Origin of the sequence: Microcystis sp. M109S1, from assembly GCF_020247025.1 — a bacterium.
Classification (GTDB): Bacteria; Cyanobacteriota; Cyanobacteriia; order Cyanobacteriales; family Microcystaceae; genus Microcystis.
Window position 1 is genome coordinate 1 of record NZ_JADBRW010000323.1, and the last position, 16,670, is coordinate 16,670.

Genomic DNA, 16,670 nt, shown 5'->3' on the forward strand with positions numbered 1-16,670 from the left:
ATGAAAAAGGATTACCTCATTTATTATGGAAGAATAAAGAGGACTTAAAAGACGAGCAAAAACAACAACTAGAAGTTATCTTAAAAGAACATCCCTGCTTGGGAATAGCCCAGGAGATGAAAGAAGAAATTAGACAAATTTATCAAAGTAGTAGAACGTTCAGATGTGCTGAGAGAAAATTGGAAAAATGGATAAGAATAGGCGGAATATTAGAGCAAAGTAGTGCCAGTATGATCCGGAAGCATTTGTCGGGTATCTGTAATTACTTTGAAAATCAGACAACCAACGGATTAATTGAGGGAATGAATACCAAAATAAAGCTTATTAAAAGAATCAGTTATGGATTTACCAATTTTGAACATCTTCGACTTAAGCTGTTTGCTTGCTTTAATTCATAACAAAAATTAACACACGAAAACCAGAAGAGCCGGGTGTTTAAGGAAATGCAGCTTTTTTCATGGTTGATGTGGCTTCTAACAGTTTTTCAAGAACAAAACTGGGAATATTATATTCTTCGCCCTTAACAGAGCAACAATCTCGTAATACTATCAGAAAGCTTTTGGGGATGTTGTCCATCTGCTTGAGTAGTTCAGACCATTGATTTTCGTCATTACGATAAAGTGAAAGTAAATACAAAGCACCAAGATACTCGACTAATGGATCAAGAGTAAAGCGAATTTTATCTTCTGCAGGGCTTATAGTTTGGATGAGGTGCAGACGTTTTTCTAGATAATCGAGATGAATTTCTCCCTGATTATTGCCGATTGCTGTAATCGCTTCTTCTCGTTTAGCCGTTTTGGGTTGATAATTGGTTTTAAGGCATTCCCAAGCAAGCACTTTAGCATCGTGGTGTACCGTGGGATTTTTGAGCTTATTCTGCGCTTCTGGTACGTTTTCGTTAAGTAGGTTGAGATAACGAAGCATTAAGTCAGGGATGTTGTCAGGAACATCTTCTGGTCTTATATCTCCAATATCTCCAATCAACTTTCGTTTCGCTGCAATTAACTGGTCAGCATACAGTTTTGCGAGTAGTACGGTTATCTTGCTCTGAGCTACAATATTTGATAGGTTCCTACAAGCCTCAAAGAACTGCGAATCCGTAAACAAGGAGCGTGCGTTATCCAATTTTATGAGATAGGCTTCCATAAATGATGAGAGGCGATTACCTTCAACAAGAAGTGGTGTAATGGTTGTTCTATTAACACCACCTAGTTTTTCTTTTGTTCGTGAAGTCACTATCAGCGCATTAACAGGACAGTCTGACATCTCAGGATGGATAAAATCTCGCGTTTGTTCGCTCATTTCTGAGAGATGATCTACTATTACAAGGATTCGTTGTTTTCTCAGCAAATGTTCCAACAGTTCCTCTGATATAGGCTCTGGCTCAGAAACTAGTTCATCGTTTAATTGACCTTGGATCATTGCAATAAATGGATCTTTACCTCTGGCTGCTTCAACTTCTATATCCTCCTCAATAAGTACGGGTAGCATTGGATGATCTTTGCAAATCCATTCGTTTTCATCATCTGACATTGCCCATTTAGCTATTTGAAAAGCGAGGCTGGTTTTACCACTTCCACCTTCACCCCAAATGAGTAGATGTTTGTTAAATTGCGAGCGTAAATCTTTAGCAGTTAGTTCAGAAACCGTTTCACCGTTAAGAATAACAGGAATAGAGATATAGACTTTACGTTCTTTTACCGAATCCTTTTTTTCAAATTCTTTGCGGACTGATTTGATATGTTTAGCGACCCAAGCATCAAGAACTCTAGGACGATACCTAAAACCAAGAATAGTAAAACCGAGAAACATGAGGATAATTTGGATTACCAAACCCATCACTGGATCAAATTTTGATTCTATTTTTGATTCTGATAGAGCTTTCCAATATCTATCATCAAACCAAAGTAACCAAATTGGGCGTTTCCAGAAAATCAATCCAACCGCCACATTGGACAGTACGGAAATAGCAACTATTATTGTTATACTTTTCCCCAGAGGGTTGTTTTCTGGCCATATCCGTTCCTTCCAGTTTTTTTTAGTCCTTAGAGTCTTTAGCGATTCAAGATGCTTTTCTATATCTTGTTTTATTGCTAGTTGACCTATTTGATCAGGTTGTAAGGAACGAAAATAATCCTCTTTTAGAATATCTTTTAAAACTCCAATTGACTTATCTAATCTTTTTTTATAGTCTGGATTTTCTTGATTTTTCTTTAATTTATCCTCAAGGCTTGAGGCAACTCTTGAAATAGATTCAGCAGCATTTTTAGAAATACTCTTATCTTTTGACGGATCTTTCTGTAATGTTGTATGTAATGTTTCAAGTATTTTGATTGTTTTTACGGGTGTTGGCTGAGATGTTCCTAGTTTTCCCAATGCGATAGCAGCATTTATGCGAACATTTTCATTTCCAGAATTTAGAATTGCAGTTGTCAATGTTTCTGTCACAATTTCTTGATTTTTTTCATCAGATACTTCAATCTGGCTTAAAGCAAAAGCAGCTTTCTGACGAGGAGTGAAATTCAGATCGCTAAAAAGCTTGTTAATATTGGGTATAGTATTTTGGAGATTATCTATTATTTTTTTATTATCTGTATTGCCAAATTTTCCTAAAGCGTCGGCTGCTGCTGAACGAACGCTAAAAGATGGATCTTCTAGTGCCTCATTGAGAAGCTCTATCACCCTGGGATCATCAGATTTTATTTCTCCTAAAGCATCAGCAGCACTGCGCCGTACTTCGCCATTTGGATTTTTATTAAGAAGATCGATTAATGCTTTGACTGCGTTAGATTTATTTTCTTTATTTTCTGGAAGTTGAAGTCTCTCAGGAATACTCGCCAAAGCTGAAGCTGTCTCAATCAGCACATAATTATTATTTTCATTGGGATTTTCAAGAATCTTAATAAGTTCTGTAACTGCTAATTCTGCATTAATACCTTTGATAGCTAAAACAGAACTTCTACGAATTTCATAATTATCATTATGGTCATTGAGAATTGTTTTAAGTTCCGGCATAGCTTCTTCGGCTCCTGTGCCAATGCCCCTTAGCACCAGAATTGCATTTATACGAATTTCTGGTTCAAATTTATTTTCTTTTTTAATAACAATAGTCAAAGCACAAAATATACTATTTTGTTCAGAGGTAAAAGGTAATTTCAAAGGGTATAATTTTTTACTCCAACCCTGCAATCTTACTAATCTTTTTGGCGAAGTTCTAAGATTTTCAACGAAAGTCTTAACCTCTGTTTGTTCTAATGGACAACGCAATCTTTCATTTTCAACTGCCAAAGTTGAAGAAGATAAAACCATCAAAGAAGTGACAGTCAACGTAGTGAGCAGTACAGATACGGTGTTTTTATTCATCTTTCTACCTCTCAGCAAAGCAGTAATTTATGTTTGCCCGACTCCCAGAGTGATCGATCATAGTGATTTAATTATAGCGCTTTTCAGGTTACTGAGGTATCGACAAGTTTTACCAACAAGGAGCTTAAGCCCCTTGCCCATGCCTCATTCTGATGAAAACTGCTATATGTTAAGTTTGCTGTCACCCTTCGGAGATAATCAGGTATTGATTTATGTCCAAAGTCCAAAAGTGTTAAGAATTGTGTGCGATTGCCCGACCTCTTGACTAAGTTGGTAGAGCAAGTTTCTTTGTTCTATGTTAGGATATTGGGGGCTTCGTTTTTGAATCTGATTTGTTGTTGTTAATGATCAGACAGTACCTGATGAGCCTTTTTCTGTCAACTCTTGAGGTTGATGCGTTTCATTTTTAAATTGGCGAATCGATGAAATATTTATTAACAAAATCACTAATCGCCACGGCGGGAATTACCTTCTTCACTCTCCTGTCTCCTTTCAAGACCCTAGGGGCAACCTTCGAGAGTTTTCAGGTATTCGGCGATAGCTTATCGGATCCGGGAAATTTATATCAACTAACGGGCAATCTTTACCCGCCTAGCCCCCCCCTATGCGAACGGGCGCTTTTCTAACGGCCCGCTCTGGATCGAGTATTTACAGCAAGATTTCGGACTGCCAGATAGCGCAGTGCTGAATCTTGCCTATGGCGGAGCCACCAGCGGTCGTCAGAACGTGGCCGAACTCTTGTTCGGGGGGGATTTTCCTGGATTACTCGACGAGATCGGCGCGTTCGCCGCGAACCCGTTCCTATCAACTTTCGACGCTCGCGATCTCTTCGTCGTGTGGGCCGGGGCTAACGACTATCTTTTCGGTTTCAGTACCGACCCCGATGCCGTAGTCGGTAACATTATCGCTGCGGTTCAAACCTTGATCTCCCCCGCGGTTGGCGCGAAAACGGTGATTGTTCCGAATCTACCGGATCTCGGGAAATTACCCAGTCAGGCGGGAATACCGGGTATGACGAATCTAGCCCTAGAGCATAATCAGAAATTAGCCACGGCGCTTCAAGCCCTCCAAAACGCTCCCTCGACTGCGGCCACTCTGATCCCGCTAGATATCTACTTTCTCTTCGAGAACACCTACAACGATCCGTCTCGCTACAGTTTAACCAACGTCACGGACGCTTGTTTGAATACCAATACCTGGCAGCTCTGCGCGAATCCCTCCGAGTATCTTTTCTGGGACGGTTTCCATCCCACGACCGTAACCCATCAAGCGATCGCAGGTCTCGCCTCGACAACCCTCGCCAGCGTTCCCGAACCGGACGCGACAGGTGCGATCGTTATCGTCGCTTTTGTCGGTTTAGGCGTTAAAGTGGCGCAGGTAACGTTGAAAAGAAAACCGAACCGAGCCAGCGATCCCACTTTCCGGGTAAAAGCGGTTGAAGGGAGGAGTAAATCTTTACCCGGGTAGGTAAAAAAATCGTTATGCCATTTTTCAAAAGTAATGGCAGAGATGGTTAATTATCCTTACCCCCAATCCCTCTCCCAGAAAAGAAGAAAAGAGTAATATACTTTGAGGTTGGGGAGGGCGAGTCCTAGTGGGAGCAGGTTGGGCAAGTTCGCGGTATAGACGCACGCTGGGAGGGGTTAATTATTTAGTATCGCCCGATCGATCGGAGGGAGTAGGACAGATGAATATGCTAATGCGCCAAGGAGAGTATTTGCCAGCATTGAATTCCTGCTTGATGTCAGGCTTCTGAATTGTTGTAAGTATTTTTATTTTGTCGTCAGGTGAGCTAACCAGTTGCTTATATAGAGGATTGCTTGGTTCAGTAACGCTTCCTATGGCTTTTTGCAGGAGATCGCTAATACGACCCCATTCACCATTTTCAGGATGACCTTCATCGGTAATTACAGTGATAGCTCCTCTGGGTAATAAGGTTTTAAACTCATTTTTCTCTTCCTCATCACTAAGAACCTTTACCTGCATTTCGCCATGATTTTGTTGGGCAAGCTTATATGCAATTAAGTTGGCTAATGGAGTAGCTACGGAACTATTTTCATTGCAGATGAAAAGGTTAAAGTCAGTATATTTGGAAGTATCACCCTCTCTTGTGTAAAAAGGATTCCTAGTCAAGGCTTCCTGTAAAGCTTGATCTAAAGTAATACTATTGGTTGTGGTTTGTTGTGTGCCAACATTTGGTTCTCTTAATTCAGTTTGTTTTTCTTTTAAACCCCACAATGTAAGTTTTTTCTCGGTCTCGTCATCCATTGGAGTTCTAGTAATATTCTCTGAATTATTCTGTATTATGTCAGCCGCCCAAGTGCGAATTTCATCACTACTTTCAGAGCTTTTGATGATCTCCAGAGCTAAATCAATGTATCTGATCCTTAAATTTTGTGCCAGTTTTTGATTTTCAATTTGTTGATTATAAGCATTGCCAACCAAGAAAACAACTACAGCTATAGCTGTGTTAGCAATAACTCCCAAAAATTGTGCGATAACCTTCCCCTTTTCCCACGCAAGAGGCAAGTGTTGATCATCGTCTCCGTTAGTCATCTTAAGACACCTCCTTTCTACTCTACGCTCTAAGCTGAACAATGCCAAAAGGCTCTAATTATTTCCCTCTTATCTATCCCTACTCTATCTCCGATAATCTCAACGAATGAGGCTGTTTTCATAAATTTTAATAATTAGCTGATAGTGAATTGCGATAGCCGATGGCAGAAATATCCAGCGATCGCTAAAGTGCTTAACAAAAGAAATTGTAATCCTATCGATTTTGACCGTGCCACTATCCAAAGGAATAGATTAGATTTCTTGAAAAGACCGATGCGGGGAAATTACCGATCGATCACCCGAACTTTTTCCTTATCGGTAAAGATCGGGCGATTTGCATATTCTTGCTATTCCTAATACATCCGAGAGCGCCCGTCCTGTCGAATTTATCTTTAAACCCTAACTATCCCCGTACAATTATCAGCATATCGATCATAAACCTTGAGATAGGTTGCACACCATGAGCGAATACCAATATTACGAATTTCAAGCGATCGATCGCCCCCTCACCCAAGAGGAAAGGGCTGCCATAGGCCAGCTATCGAGCCGCGTCAAACCGACGGCAACGAGTGCCAGTTTCACCTATAGTTACGGCGATTTTCGAGGCGATACCAAACAAGTGCTGGCTCGGTATTTCGATATCATGTACTACATCGCCAACTGGGGAACACAGCAATTAATGTTTCGTTTTCCAAAATCCCTGATCGACCGAGAAGCAATTAAACTTTACTGTATTGATGATTATATCAGCTTATCTTTTGTGGGAGATTGGGCAATTTTAGATTGGGAATTTAGTCAAGAAGAAGGTTTTGATGACTGGATAGAAGGAGAAGGGATTCTATCGGAATTGATAGGATTACGCCAAGAAATTCTCCAGCAAGACTATCGAGGATTATATTTAGCTTGGCTGAAAGCTATTGCCTTATCCGAGGGATATATAGACATCGATAACACCCAACTAGAACCTCCTCTACCCCCCGGACTAAATCAACTTTCTGCATCTCAAAAGGCTTTTATAGAAATCGTTGAATTGGACGAACACTTATTAAATGTTGCTTGTACATCCAGTGGTAAACCAACAACTATCTCTGAGCAAACTTGGCAACAAGCTATTAGCCAATTATCGGCTTCTGAACGCCAAGATTTCTTATTAAGATTGGCTAAAGGAGAACCGAATTTATCTGCCAAATTCAAACAAAAGCTGTCTCAATTAATCCCTAATTCTCCCGCTTCTAACCAGCCTCGACGTACGATCCAAGAACTTCTTGAGGCTGCTTCTGAGGAAGGAAAAAAGGCAGAAAAACGGCGACAACAAGAGGCGGAAGCCAAGCGAATTGAGGAACTACAAACTTTAGCTAAACGGGAAGCGCAAGTTTGGCAGCAAGTCGAGTCCCTAATTCAGAAAGCCCAGTCTAAACCCTACGATGAGGCTGTTAAATTGTTAGTCAAATTAAGAGATTTAGCCGAATATCAAAACCGGTTGCCCGTTTTCCAAGAGCGTCTGAACCAGATTTACGAACAGTACAGTAACAGGTCTGGGTTGAAGAGGAGGTTACAAGAAGTGGGACTTACTGAAAGTAAGTGAATCGCTCTTGAATTTTCGGCGGCTGCATCTCAATTTTGCAGAAATATCTATATTACATTTTGGGCGCATCGATCAACTCACTGACCGATGCGCCCCTACCATTGGTGCAATAACTGACAAGCGATCGGTTTTTCCTCCGGGGTAACGTGGAACGTGATCCCAAGGAATCCTTTTAACTGGAAAGACGATCTGTTACGGTACGGCTGTAATGCCTCATTTTGTCCCATAGGTCTAATAAAGTTGTTAAGTATTGCCGTTATCGATCGAGATCGGGTTAGCTTGGAGATAGCAGTGAGCATTCAGCTTTAAACACTTAATAACTGCTAACCTAATCACTGATAAGGGGGTTTTTTCATGGCTTTTAGCCGTTCTAGCGGTATTTTGCTTCATCCCACCAGTCACCCCGGTCGTTACGGGATTGGAGAACTAGGTAGGGAAGCCTATCAATTTATCGATTTTTTGGCTCAAAGTGGTCAAAAACTCTGGCAAATTCTCCCTTTAGGCCCGACAGGGTACGGTAACTCTCCCTACATGAGTTTTAGTGCCATTGCCGGTAATCATCTCCTGATCAGTCTCGATATTCTTCGGGAGAAAAACCTGCTTAGTCATGCAGATTTAGAGGATATTCCCGATTTTCCCCTCGATCAAGTGGATTTCGATAAATTGATCGCTTGGAAAATTCCCCTACTTAGAAAGGCGGCGAGCAATTTTGTCAAGGGTTCTGACACAATTCTTTACAAACAGTTTGCCGGCTTTTGTGCTGGCAATGCTGATTGGTTAGAGGATTACGCCCTATTTATGGCTTTATCCCACGCTTACCAGGGTAAAGCATGGATGGAATGGCCGACAGAAATTCGCGAACGTCATTGGGGTGCGTTGGAAACACCGAAACAGGAGTTACAAGAGGAGATTTTTCTGCACAAATTCCTGCAATTTGAGTTTTTTGAGGAGTGGTTAGCCCTAAAACGCTATGCTAACGCCCTTGGTATCGAGATTATCGGTGATATCCCCATTTATGTCTCCCATAATAGCGCTGATGTTTGGGCAAATCCCCAGGTTTTCCGACTAGATCCCCAAACCGGTAATCCCTTGGAAGTGGCAGGGGTTCCCCCGGATTATTTCTCAGCAACGGGTCAATTATGGGGAAATCCTTTGTATAACTGGGATTATCTCAAAAATACGGGCTTTGACTGGTGGGTACGTCGTTTAAAAGGGGTTCTTTCCCTAGTCGATATCATCCGTATCGATCATTTTCGCGGATTAGAGGCCTATTGGGCGGTGGCTTTTGGCCAGGAAAACGCCATTAATGGTCGTTGGCTGAAGGCCCCGGGTTATGATCTCTTTAATACCATCCGGGATCGTTTGGGTAAATTGCCGATTATTGCCGAAGATTTGGGCGATATTGACCAGGCAGTTCTAGATTTTCGCGATCACTTTGCCTTTCCCGGTATGAAAATTCTCCACTTTGCTTTTGGGGGTGATGCGGGTAATCCCTATCTTCCTTTCAACGTCGAACGCAACTGTGTGATTTATACCGGCACTCACGATAATAATACTACTCTGGGCTGGTTTCAAGATAACGCCAATGACTACGAAAAAGCGCGACTTTATCAATATCTTGGCGCTCCCAGTGGTCAGGGAGTGGCTTGGGATCTGATTCGACTTGCCTATAGTTCCGTGGCTAATCAGGCGATCGTACCGTTACAGGATGTGTTAGGTTTAGGATCGGATGCGCGCATGAATACTCCCAGTGTCGCAGAAGGCAATTGGTCATGGCGCTATCGTCAGGAAGCTTTAACCGGAGAATATAGCCACAGATTGCGAGATTTAGTGAATCTTTTTGGCAGAAATCGTTAAATCTAAACCCTTTTGTCGAGACGTTACCCCTAACGTCTCTTTTAGTCCGGTTAATCTTGGCGAGAATTTTTTAGCAATCTTTGCCGGATGCGATCGAGATTTTCTTGACTATTGACGGGTAAATGGGGTAGGGGTAATTCTAAATTGGGCCAATTACTCAAATCATGGCAGGGACAGGATAAACCCGATTGTCCCACCACTTCAATCGGTACAGGTATAGTACAGCGAGCGCAGGGATGAAATTCCCATTGAGGGGAAAGTAAGTCTCGGATAGTTTGTTGAGTACCCTCTAGGTAACAATCGCCACTTTCAGGATCAAGAATTTTTTGCCAACAATCTTCAAACTCCGCTGAATAGCGATCAGCATTGAAAATTGGCAGCGGAAATAGCATAGCTTGGTTTTTGGGACAAATAACTTTTTTTCCCAATTGAAACCAATGGGCGAGATATTGTTTAACTGCGGAGGTGTCTGACATATAGTATGTGTGGAGGCTGCCCTGATTATTGCTCTTACCATCAATCCTAGCGTTAACTTCCGGTGTCGGACAGGTCTTAGGTTGATTGATGACCGAGTTTAATGATTATTTTAGGTAACTGAGCATCTGGAGCTAGATTAATCCCAATAAACTCACCATTAAAGCTTTTTGGGCGTGCATCCGATTTTCCGCTTGTTCCCAGACTTTTGATTGTACACCCTCGATCGCCCCGTCGGTAATTTCTTCGCCGCGGTGAGCAGGTAAACAATGGAGAATAATCGCGTCTTTGTCAGCGTGACTCATTAGCTGTTCATTGACTTGGTAGGGCTGAAAAACGGGAATTCGGGCATCAGCGAGGCTTTCCTGTCCCATACTTGCCCAGACATCAGTATAGACCACCTGAGAGTCTTTTACGGCCATAACGGGATCGTCGGTAATGAAGATTTTACTACCGGTTTTCTCGCCAATAGCCTGGGCGCTGGCGACAATTTCCCCATCGGGTTGATAGTTTGCGGGGGAGGCAACCCTCACATTTAACCCCATCAAAGCACCACCCAAGAGGAGAGAATTAGCGACATTATTGCCATCCCCGACATAGGTGAGGTTAATTCCCCGTAAAGTCTGAAAAGTCTCTTGGATAGTCTGTAAATCGGCTAATATCTGGCAGGGATGTTCTAAATCCGTTAAAGCGTTGATAATCGGGATGCGCGAGTAATTAGCAAAAGCTTCTAAATCCTCTTGTTTAAAGGTGCGAACTGCGAGAATATCGAGATAGCGATCGAGTACCCGGGCTGTATCTGCTAAGGGTTCCCCTCGCCCCACTTGGGTTACACTGGGATTAAGATCGATCACCTGTCCCCCTAACTGGTACATGGCGACGGTAAAGGAAACCCGCGTCCGGGTGGAAGCTTTATAAAATAGCAATCCCAAGACTTTTTTGCAGCTAGGGTTAAGAGTGCCAGCTTTAAGCTGTGCCGATAGATTGAGTAGGGCGCTGATTTCTTCGCTACTCATGTCGGTTATTCTTAAAACATCTCGTCCTTTTAAAGTGGCTACCATTGGTTTTTCTCTCGATAAGCAGGGGTCTTGATTGGCTTTTATGGCAGTTAGCGATTAGCAAAAATCTTGAGTAAAGACCTTATTATAATCCAGTTTTTTCGCTATTAGGCAATTTTTCCCGAAAATTTTCATTTTGGGGGATGTTAGTCCAGCTAACACCCCCACTTTTTCTGTGAACCGAGGACTAAAAACAAGAAATTGCCCAATTTCTACTTAACTAATTTTGCCCCACACTTAGAACAAAAATTAGACGAGGGCGGATTTTTATGTCCACAATTACCACAGATAATTAAAGCTGGGTTAGCCACTTCCGTCACCGAAGAAAGAGGTATTTCTCCACCGCTATCCAACTTATAGTTATCGATTAACTGCAACATAATTGCATCTTCCCGTTTATATTCTGTATTATCTTTTCCTCCTGTCAACTCCTCGGAACGTTGTTGTAAATATTTGATAAAAGTCCGATACAAAGCTTGTTTTTTCTCCGGAGTGGCCGAATCCTGTAACTTAGCCGTCACCTGACTTTGAATTTTTTCCTTATCTTCGCGACAAGCTTTTACTTCTAACACCTGTACCGCATCTTCCCAACTGGTGGCGATATCGACTTTTTTTAATCCCGTTGCGGTTTTAATTTCATAGCGAATTGTTTTCTCATTAGTGACTCGATTGACTTCTGGAAAAAGCACTTTCAAAGCTCGGGCCGTCACCACCAATTGATAAATACTCGGATCTTCGGGAAAAACATCCCAGAAAGGAGGTTCCTTTTGGATATGCACGGGGATGGGTAAATCGCGATTTTCCCCCATTTGTTGGGCGCGTTTAGCGAGAATAAATTCTCCTTTCCAGTCTTGATAGGATTGTCGCAGCTCTCGCATTCCATCGAGACAGCGTAGGGAAAAACCGCCAATTTCCTGCACGAAGACAAGACGATGTTTTTCCACTTCTCCCAAGGGTTTAATATCGTCTTCGTTGGCAATAAATTCCCGCAGTTTCGGAATAATTTTTTGGGCTGCCGGGTTATTGGTATTTCTTCCCCCAATCAGGGCAACATTTTGATTTAATTGGGGCGTAAAACCCGCATCTTTTCCACGCAAAACCGCAGGATTAAGCATAATTAGTGGTCGCGATTTTTGGTAGGCAATGCGAAGATTATTGATAATATCGGCATCGTTGTTATAGATTTTTAACAAGCGATCGCAAGCGGCTAATTCCTGCTGAATGCGACTACTAACGGGGGCATTTTGTAGTAGTTGATTAGCTTGGTTTATGATAACTTGTTGAAAATCTCCTTGACGAATATCGGCAATCTCGGTGATGTCAAATAAACGCATATTTTCGTCGGAGCGGCGCGTTTCTTTCCAGAGGGGGCTAGATTGCTTTAAAATCTCTTCTGAGAGGTGTAAACAAAGGTTATCCATACCTGTATCGTAGGCATTTTTGTTACCGACAATCCCCGAGGCAAATTGTTCGATAAAGTCTTGATAAAGGCCATTTAATTCTTGTCTATCAAATAGTTTAATCCCATTAATTAACAAAGCATCGGCACTATCAATCTGTTGATTAGCTTGGAGATTAAATAGATCGCGACTTTGAATTAATTTCTGACGAAAGCGATTAAAACGGCTTTCTAATTGATTAAGATGTTCCAGTAAACGATTAATAACCTCTACTCCTGCACCTCTGGTTTTTCGTTGAATATTGGCCATTAAATAGCCTTCCAATCCCGTTAAAGCTTGTTCACAATATTGTTCCATCTTATCTTTTTTCGAGACATGAAGTTTATCTTTCAGATCATTAATTTCTGCTAAGGCTGTATCATATTCTCGTTGACGTTTACTTTCGTTTTGACTCCAAACCTGTTCTTGATCACGACGGAATTTTTCTGCCATGTCGGTGAAGATTTGTCTTACTGAAACAATAAAACTCTCGGCAAATTTTACCCCACGGTTTCGATCCTCAAGGATATTATAAAACTCCATTTCTAGAGACTTTTTACCCCGTTGAATAATTTCATCCCGATTATTATAAATCTTTTTCAGGTAATCGCCGTGCAGCCGCTCATCGGGACTTAATTCTAGTAAATGATTGCGTTTAAATTCCTCGACTCTTGGTGTTAAATAATCATTAATAAATCGCAGAATTTTTCCTTGTTCATTGCCTAAAATATTAACACCCTGTTTGGTACAAGATAGCCAATTATCTTGATTGATTTCCTGACGAGTTTCGTTAGTCCATTGGGAGATTATGGCAATTAAAGAGCGATCCTTGTCGGCACATAAATCCATAATTAATTCCCCTTCGCTCAAGCGCATTCTTTTGAGGATATCACCTCTTACTAACTCCAACATTTGAGCGGGTAAAATCACGGAATCATTCAGCCACCAATTAATTAAATCTTTGGCTAAACGTTCCGATAAAGAAGCACGAATTTGGGCAATAGGAATTTCAATAGTTGATAGCCCAAAACTCATAAATTGCTTAGGATAACCGCGACCCCCAGGGTCAGCTTGCGCCCAAGAACCCTTAATATTATCTCTAATGGAACGCTTATGGGGGGCAAAATCAGAGGTCATATCTAGGAAAATATTTTGGGCGATCATTTCCCGAATTTGACCGAGTTTAAAATCACCTTCTCCGTTTTTTGTTCCTACTAAATAGGTAAAATCAAAGGGGGGTAATTTACTAACAACTTCATCGACCAAACCACTGCTAAACTGTTGATGATATTCGGTTCTGTAGTCAGAAAAGTAATTTAATTCCATCAGGGCAGCGTAACCATTAGCCAAAACTCGATCGCCGACACTAATCCCCGCAAATGCTTCAGGAGTGGGAACAATTGCCGTACTCAAAGGACTACTTTCTCCTCGCAACCAATTACGAATACAGTAGCCTATATCGATTAACATTCCGCTACCCGTACCACCGTTTAAAGACCCCGTAGTAAAGACATTAATAGCACTATTACTAACTTTAATTCCATAGCGATCAAGCATAAAGTTTTCTTGTCCTTTTACCCGTCTCACCGCATCCAGAAATTTCCTTTGGATCTCATGATAATTACAAAATAAAGCAAAACGGCCACAGGCGCGAATTTGTCCCGCCCCCGCTTCTAGGGAAGTAATATTTCTCTCTAATTCCGGGGGAAACCAACTATTAATCCAGGGATATCTATCCATGTCAGATACCATCTCCTGTACCTGTTTTCCACTCACCCGGGACCAGTGTTTTTCGTTATCTTTAAAAGCACTGCCGGCAGCTTCAGGATTACTGATTTTATAATCCTTATCCGTGTCAACCACCAAAAAGCTGACAATCGGAAAATTACTCAAACTGCCATAACTTTCCTCGATTAAGCGACGCAATCGCGATAAAATTTCGTTACCCGTGCCACCAATACCCACTAAAACCGTGGGAACCATGCTTTTTTCTTCCACTGCTGCTGGCATAATTACTTAACTCCTAAAGCCATTTCTTGACGGTTGCGGGGGACTTCGTAGGTGAGGAAATCGTAGGCTAATTTAGTGTTAGGAAAAATCGCCCGCGCTTCCTCTAACAAATTGGAAATATCCAGAGAATTACCCGGTAGATAACGGGGACTAAAATGGGTCATTAATAACAATTTTACCCGGGCTGCCAAGGCCACCTGGGCTGCCATCGTTGAAGTGGAGTGAACACTTTCAAAGGCTAACCCGGCATCTTGGTGAGCAAAAGTTGCCTCATGAATTAGCACATCTGCATTCTGTGCCAATTCGATCGAACCTTCACAGAAAATAGTATCAGTACAATAGGCAATTTTACGGCCGATTTCCGTTTCTCCGCAGAGGGACTGACCGCGAATTTTGCTGCCATCGGCGAGGGTGACAGTTTCCCCTTTTTTCAGCTTGCCGTAAATTGGTCCGGGGGGAATACCCAAAGCGTTGGCTTTTTCCACATCAAAACGTCCTGGACGGTCTTTTTCGGCGATGCGATAACCGTGGGCGGGAATACGATGTTTTAATAGCTGACAGGAGACGGTAAATTCTTCATCTTCGTAGAGTATGCCTGGGGAAATGGCATGGACACGCACCCGATTAGCCAAATTAGTATAGGAATACTTAGCACAAGCGCGCAGATAGTCCGCTAGTCCGGGGGGTCCATAGATATCAATATCCTGAGCAGAACCGGCTAATCCGATACTGGCTAACAGTCCCATTAAACCAAAGATATGATCCCCGTGCATATGGGTGATAAAAATGCGTCGAATTTGGGAACTTTTCAGGTCGCTACGCAGTAACTGGTGTTGAGTTCCTTCTCCACAGTCAAACAGCCATATTTCCGCCCGTTGCGGCAAACGAAGGGCGATACTAGAGACATTGCGGGAACGAGTGGGAACCCCAGAACTGGTTCCTAAAAAAGTAATCTCCACAGGATAGCTGTCAGGATAGAGGATTCTTTTTCTAGTCTAGGCTGTTTTTATCGATTTCTCGATCGAATTACTGCTTTTCTGTATTTCTTGACTTGGAAACAGGAAATCCCCTGATTTTGAGTTTCGCGGCCAGAAATACACCAGTGTTCTTATCATACTTTGTGCTTTTTGTCAAAAAAACTTTTTTTTTGCAATAAAACTACACAAAAAAAAGATCATCGTTGTGGGTGAAATTGACTAATTTACCTGTCTTAATTAGGATCACCCTGTAGGTGTGGCAAGGGTTTCAACCATTGCTGCCCAAAAACGCACAGAATAACCGACTATGAAATTCTATCAAATCGCTGTTACCACTGCAACATCGTTGTTAAATAAAAATCTTTCTCAATTAATTCTTAAGAATTTGTAAATATTGCGGAATGTTAATTTAAATATTCTCAAGTTTTTGGAGTCAATAAATAATTTTTACTTATATTTTTGGGAAAATAGAACTCCTGCAAAAATCCAACATCTACCATTAGGTTAGGAGTCAGTATTCAGGAGATTATTTTTATTTATTCTTCCCCCGCAACGCGCACGCAGTGACCCCCCTACACCCCACACCCCACACCCCACACCCCATCCCTAGAACGATCTTTGGGACAAGATTAAGTTTAAAATCTGAAATAGATGATTTTTTTCAGGATCGAGTCAAGTTTATGGCAGATATTGTCGATATTGCGGTCAGTGCCGATAATTTTAAAACTCTAGTAACGGCGGTACAAGCCGCTAATCTTGTGGATGCCCTAAAAAGTCCCGGCCCGTTCACGGTTTTTGCCCCCACCGATGAAGCTTTTGCCAAATTGCCCCCCGGGACGATTACCACCCTAGTGCAGAATATCCCCCAATTAACCCGAATTCTCACCTATCACGTCGTTGCGGGCAAATATATGCAGGAAGATTTGGCGAAATTGGCTCTAGTGACTTCTCTAGAGGGTTCACCGATTCCCATCGATTGTAGCGAAGGTTTTGAGGTGAAAAATGCCACGGTGGTCGCAGGTAATATCGAGGCGGATAATGGTGTAATCCACGTCATCGATACGGTGATCCTGATGGGTTAGTTTTTGACCGGCTTTTCCCCGGGCCGCATCTAGGGCAAATCCCTCTTATTTAGTCAATAAATATACAGACACTTTTGGTTGTTTATGTATTCGATGATCGACGGAGGAAAATGCCCACTTTCTGCGGTTTTGACATCCTCGCCGCCGTAAAACGGACGGCGATTCCTCACCACGCCACTTTTTTAGGGTGGTCGCGTCAATGGGGTTGACGCAGATAGCGAAAAACGCTTAATTGCTTAAGTCTGACACTTTCGACCCGTCCGTTTTCA

12 protein-coding genes are annotated in these 16,670 nt (G+C 42.1%); 6 read left to right on the forward strand and 6 right to left on the reverse strand.

Annotation, left to right across the window (positions count from 1 at the left end; translation table 11 throughout):
* Positions 1 to 398: transposase (locus tag IM322_RS16240; RefSeq protein WP_287713260.1), on the forward strand; the 398-nt coding region annotated here is incomplete at its 5' end.
* A 37-nt stretch (positions 399 to 435) separates the two neighbouring features.
* Here IM322_RS16240 and IM322_RS16245 read toward each other — a convergent pair.
* Positions 436 to 3,363, reverse strand: a complete 2,928-nt coding sequence (locus tag IM322_RS16245; protein ID WP_287672051.1) for a HEAT repeat domain-containing protein — start codon at positions 3,361 to 3,363, stop codon at positions 436 to 438.
* A 422-nt stretch (positions 3,364 to 3,785) separates the two neighbouring features.
* On the opposite strand from IM322_RS16245, the gene IM322_RS16250 reads away from it, so the two are divergent.
* Positions 3,786 to 3,989, forward strand: a complete 204-nt coding sequence (locus IM322_RS16250; protein ID WP_287672050.1) for a hypothetical protein — start codon at positions 3,786 to 3,788, stop codon at positions 3,987 to 3,989.
* Positions 3,990 to 4,002: 13 nt separating this feature from the next.
* On the forward strand, positions 4,003 to 4,830 hold the full coding sequence (locus IM322_RS16255; protein ID WP_287672067.1) for an SGNH/GDSL hydrolase family protein: 828 nt from the start codon (positions 4,003 to 4,005) through the stop codon (positions 4,828 to 4,830).
* Between the two features lie 180 nt (positions 4,831 to 5,010).
* Here IM322_RS16255 and IM322_RS16260 read toward each other — a convergent pair whose 3' ends face one another.
* Complete coding sequence (locus IM322_RS16260) at positions 5,011 to 5,919, reverse strand: hypothetical protein (RefSeq protein ID WP_287672048.1); 909 nt, start codon at positions 5,917 to 5,919, stop codon at positions 5,011 to 5,013.
* 460 nt (positions 5,920 to 6,379) lie between these two features.
* Here IM322_RS16260 and IM322_RS16265 point away from each other — a divergent pair, with 460 nt between their 5' ends.
* Both IM322_RS16265 and malQ read left to right on the forward strand, forming a co-directional pair.
* The gene (locus IM322_RS16265; protein ID WP_287672046.1) at positions 6,380 to 7,504 is read left to right on the forward strand and encodes a hypothetical protein; all 1,125 of its coding nucleotides are present in this window, start codon (positions 6,380 to 6,382) and stop codon (positions 7,502 to 7,504) included.
* A 354-nt stretch (positions 7,505 to 7,858) separates the two neighbouring features.
* Positions 7,859 to 9,361 (forward strand): 4-alpha-glucanotransferase, encoded by a 1,503-nt coding sequence (gene malQ / locus IM322_RS16270; RefSeq protein WP_287672045.1) that lies wholly within the window; start codon positions 7,859 to 7,861, stop codon positions 9,359 to 9,361.
* A 50-nt stretch (positions 9,362 to 9,411) separates the two neighbouring features.
* Here malQ and IM322_RS16275 read toward each other — a convergent pair whose 3' ends face one another.
* The 4 genes from IM322_RS16275 to IM322_RS16290 all read right to left on the reverse strand — a co-directional run bounded on the left by IM322_RS16275 (position 9,412) and on the right by IM322_RS16290 (position 15,301).
* Complete coding sequence (locus IM322_RS16275; protein ID WP_287672044.1) at positions 9,412 to 9,837, reverse strand: hypothetical protein; 426 nt, start codon at positions 9,835 to 9,837, stop codon at positions 9,412 to 9,414.
* Positions 9,838 to 9,969: 132 nt separating this feature from the next.
* On the reverse strand, positions 9,970 to 10,896 hold the full coding sequence (argF, locus tag IM322_RS16280; RefSeq protein ID WP_286826542.1) for an ornithine carbamoyltransferase: 927 nt from the start codon (positions 10,894 to 10,896) through the stop codon (positions 9,970 to 9,972).
* 209 nt (positions 10,897 to 11,105) lie between these two features.
* Positions 11,106 to 14,342: a tubulin-like doman-containing protein gene (locus tag IM322_RS16285; RefSeq protein ID WP_287672042.1), complete on the reverse strand. Its 3,237-nt coding sequence runs from the start codon at positions 14,340 to 14,342 to the stop codon at positions 11,106 to 11,108.
* A 2-nt stretch (positions 14,343 to 14,344) separates the two neighbouring features.
* Complete coding sequence (locus tag IM322_RS16290; protein WP_287672041.1) at positions 14,345 to 15,301, reverse strand: ribonuclease Z; 957 nt, start codon at positions 15,299 to 15,301, stop codon at positions 14,345 to 14,347.
* A gap of 698 nt (positions 15,302 to 15,999) precedes the next feature.
* On the opposite strand from IM322_RS16290, the gene IM322_RS16295 reads away from it, so the two are divergent.
* On the forward strand, positions 16,000 to 16,401 hold the full coding sequence (locus tag IM322_RS16295; RefSeq protein ID WP_002773828.1) for a fasciclin domain-containing protein: 402 nt from the start codon (positions 16,000 to 16,002) through the stop codon (positions 16,399 to 16,401).
* Positions 16,402 to 16,670: the final 269 nt, after the last annotated feature.

Bases quoted from the DNA above. Each gene is read 5' to 3' on its own strand.
- IM322_RS16260 (WP_287672048.1), bottom strand. From the start codon at position 5,919: ATGACTAACGGAGACGATGATCAACACTTGCCTCTTGCGTGGGAAAAG.
- IM322_RS16285 (WP_287672042.1), bottom strand. From the start codon at position 14,342: ATGCCAGCAGCAGTGGAAGAAAAAAGCATGGTTCCCACGGTTTTAGTG.
- IM322_RS16265 (WP_287672046.1), top strand. From the start codon at position 6,380: ATGAGCGAATACCAATATTACGAATTTCAAGCGATCGATCGCCCCCTC.
- IM322_RS16245 (WP_287672051.1), bottom strand. From the start codon at position 3,363: ATGAATAAAAACACCGTATCTGTACTGCTCACTACGTTGACTGTCACT.
- IM322_RS16295 (WP_002773828.1), top strand. From the start codon at position 16,000: ATGGCAGATATTGTCGATATTGCGGTCAGTGCCGATAATTTTAAAACT.
- IM322_RS16275 (WP_287672044.1), bottom strand. From the start codon at position 9,837: ATGTCAGACACCTCCGCAGTTAAACAATATCTCGCCCATTGGTTTCAA.
- argF (WP_286826542.1), bottom strand. From the start codon at position 10,896: ATGGTAGCCACTTTAAAAGGACGAGATGTTTTAAGAATAACCGACATG.
- malQ (WP_287672045.1), top strand. From the start codon at position 7,859: ATGGCTTTTAGCCGTTCTAGCGGTATTTTGCTTCATCCCACCAGTCAC.
- IM322_RS16250 (WP_287672050.1), top strand. From the start codon at position 3,786: ATGAAATATTTATTAACAAAATCACTAATCGCCACGGCGGGAATTACC.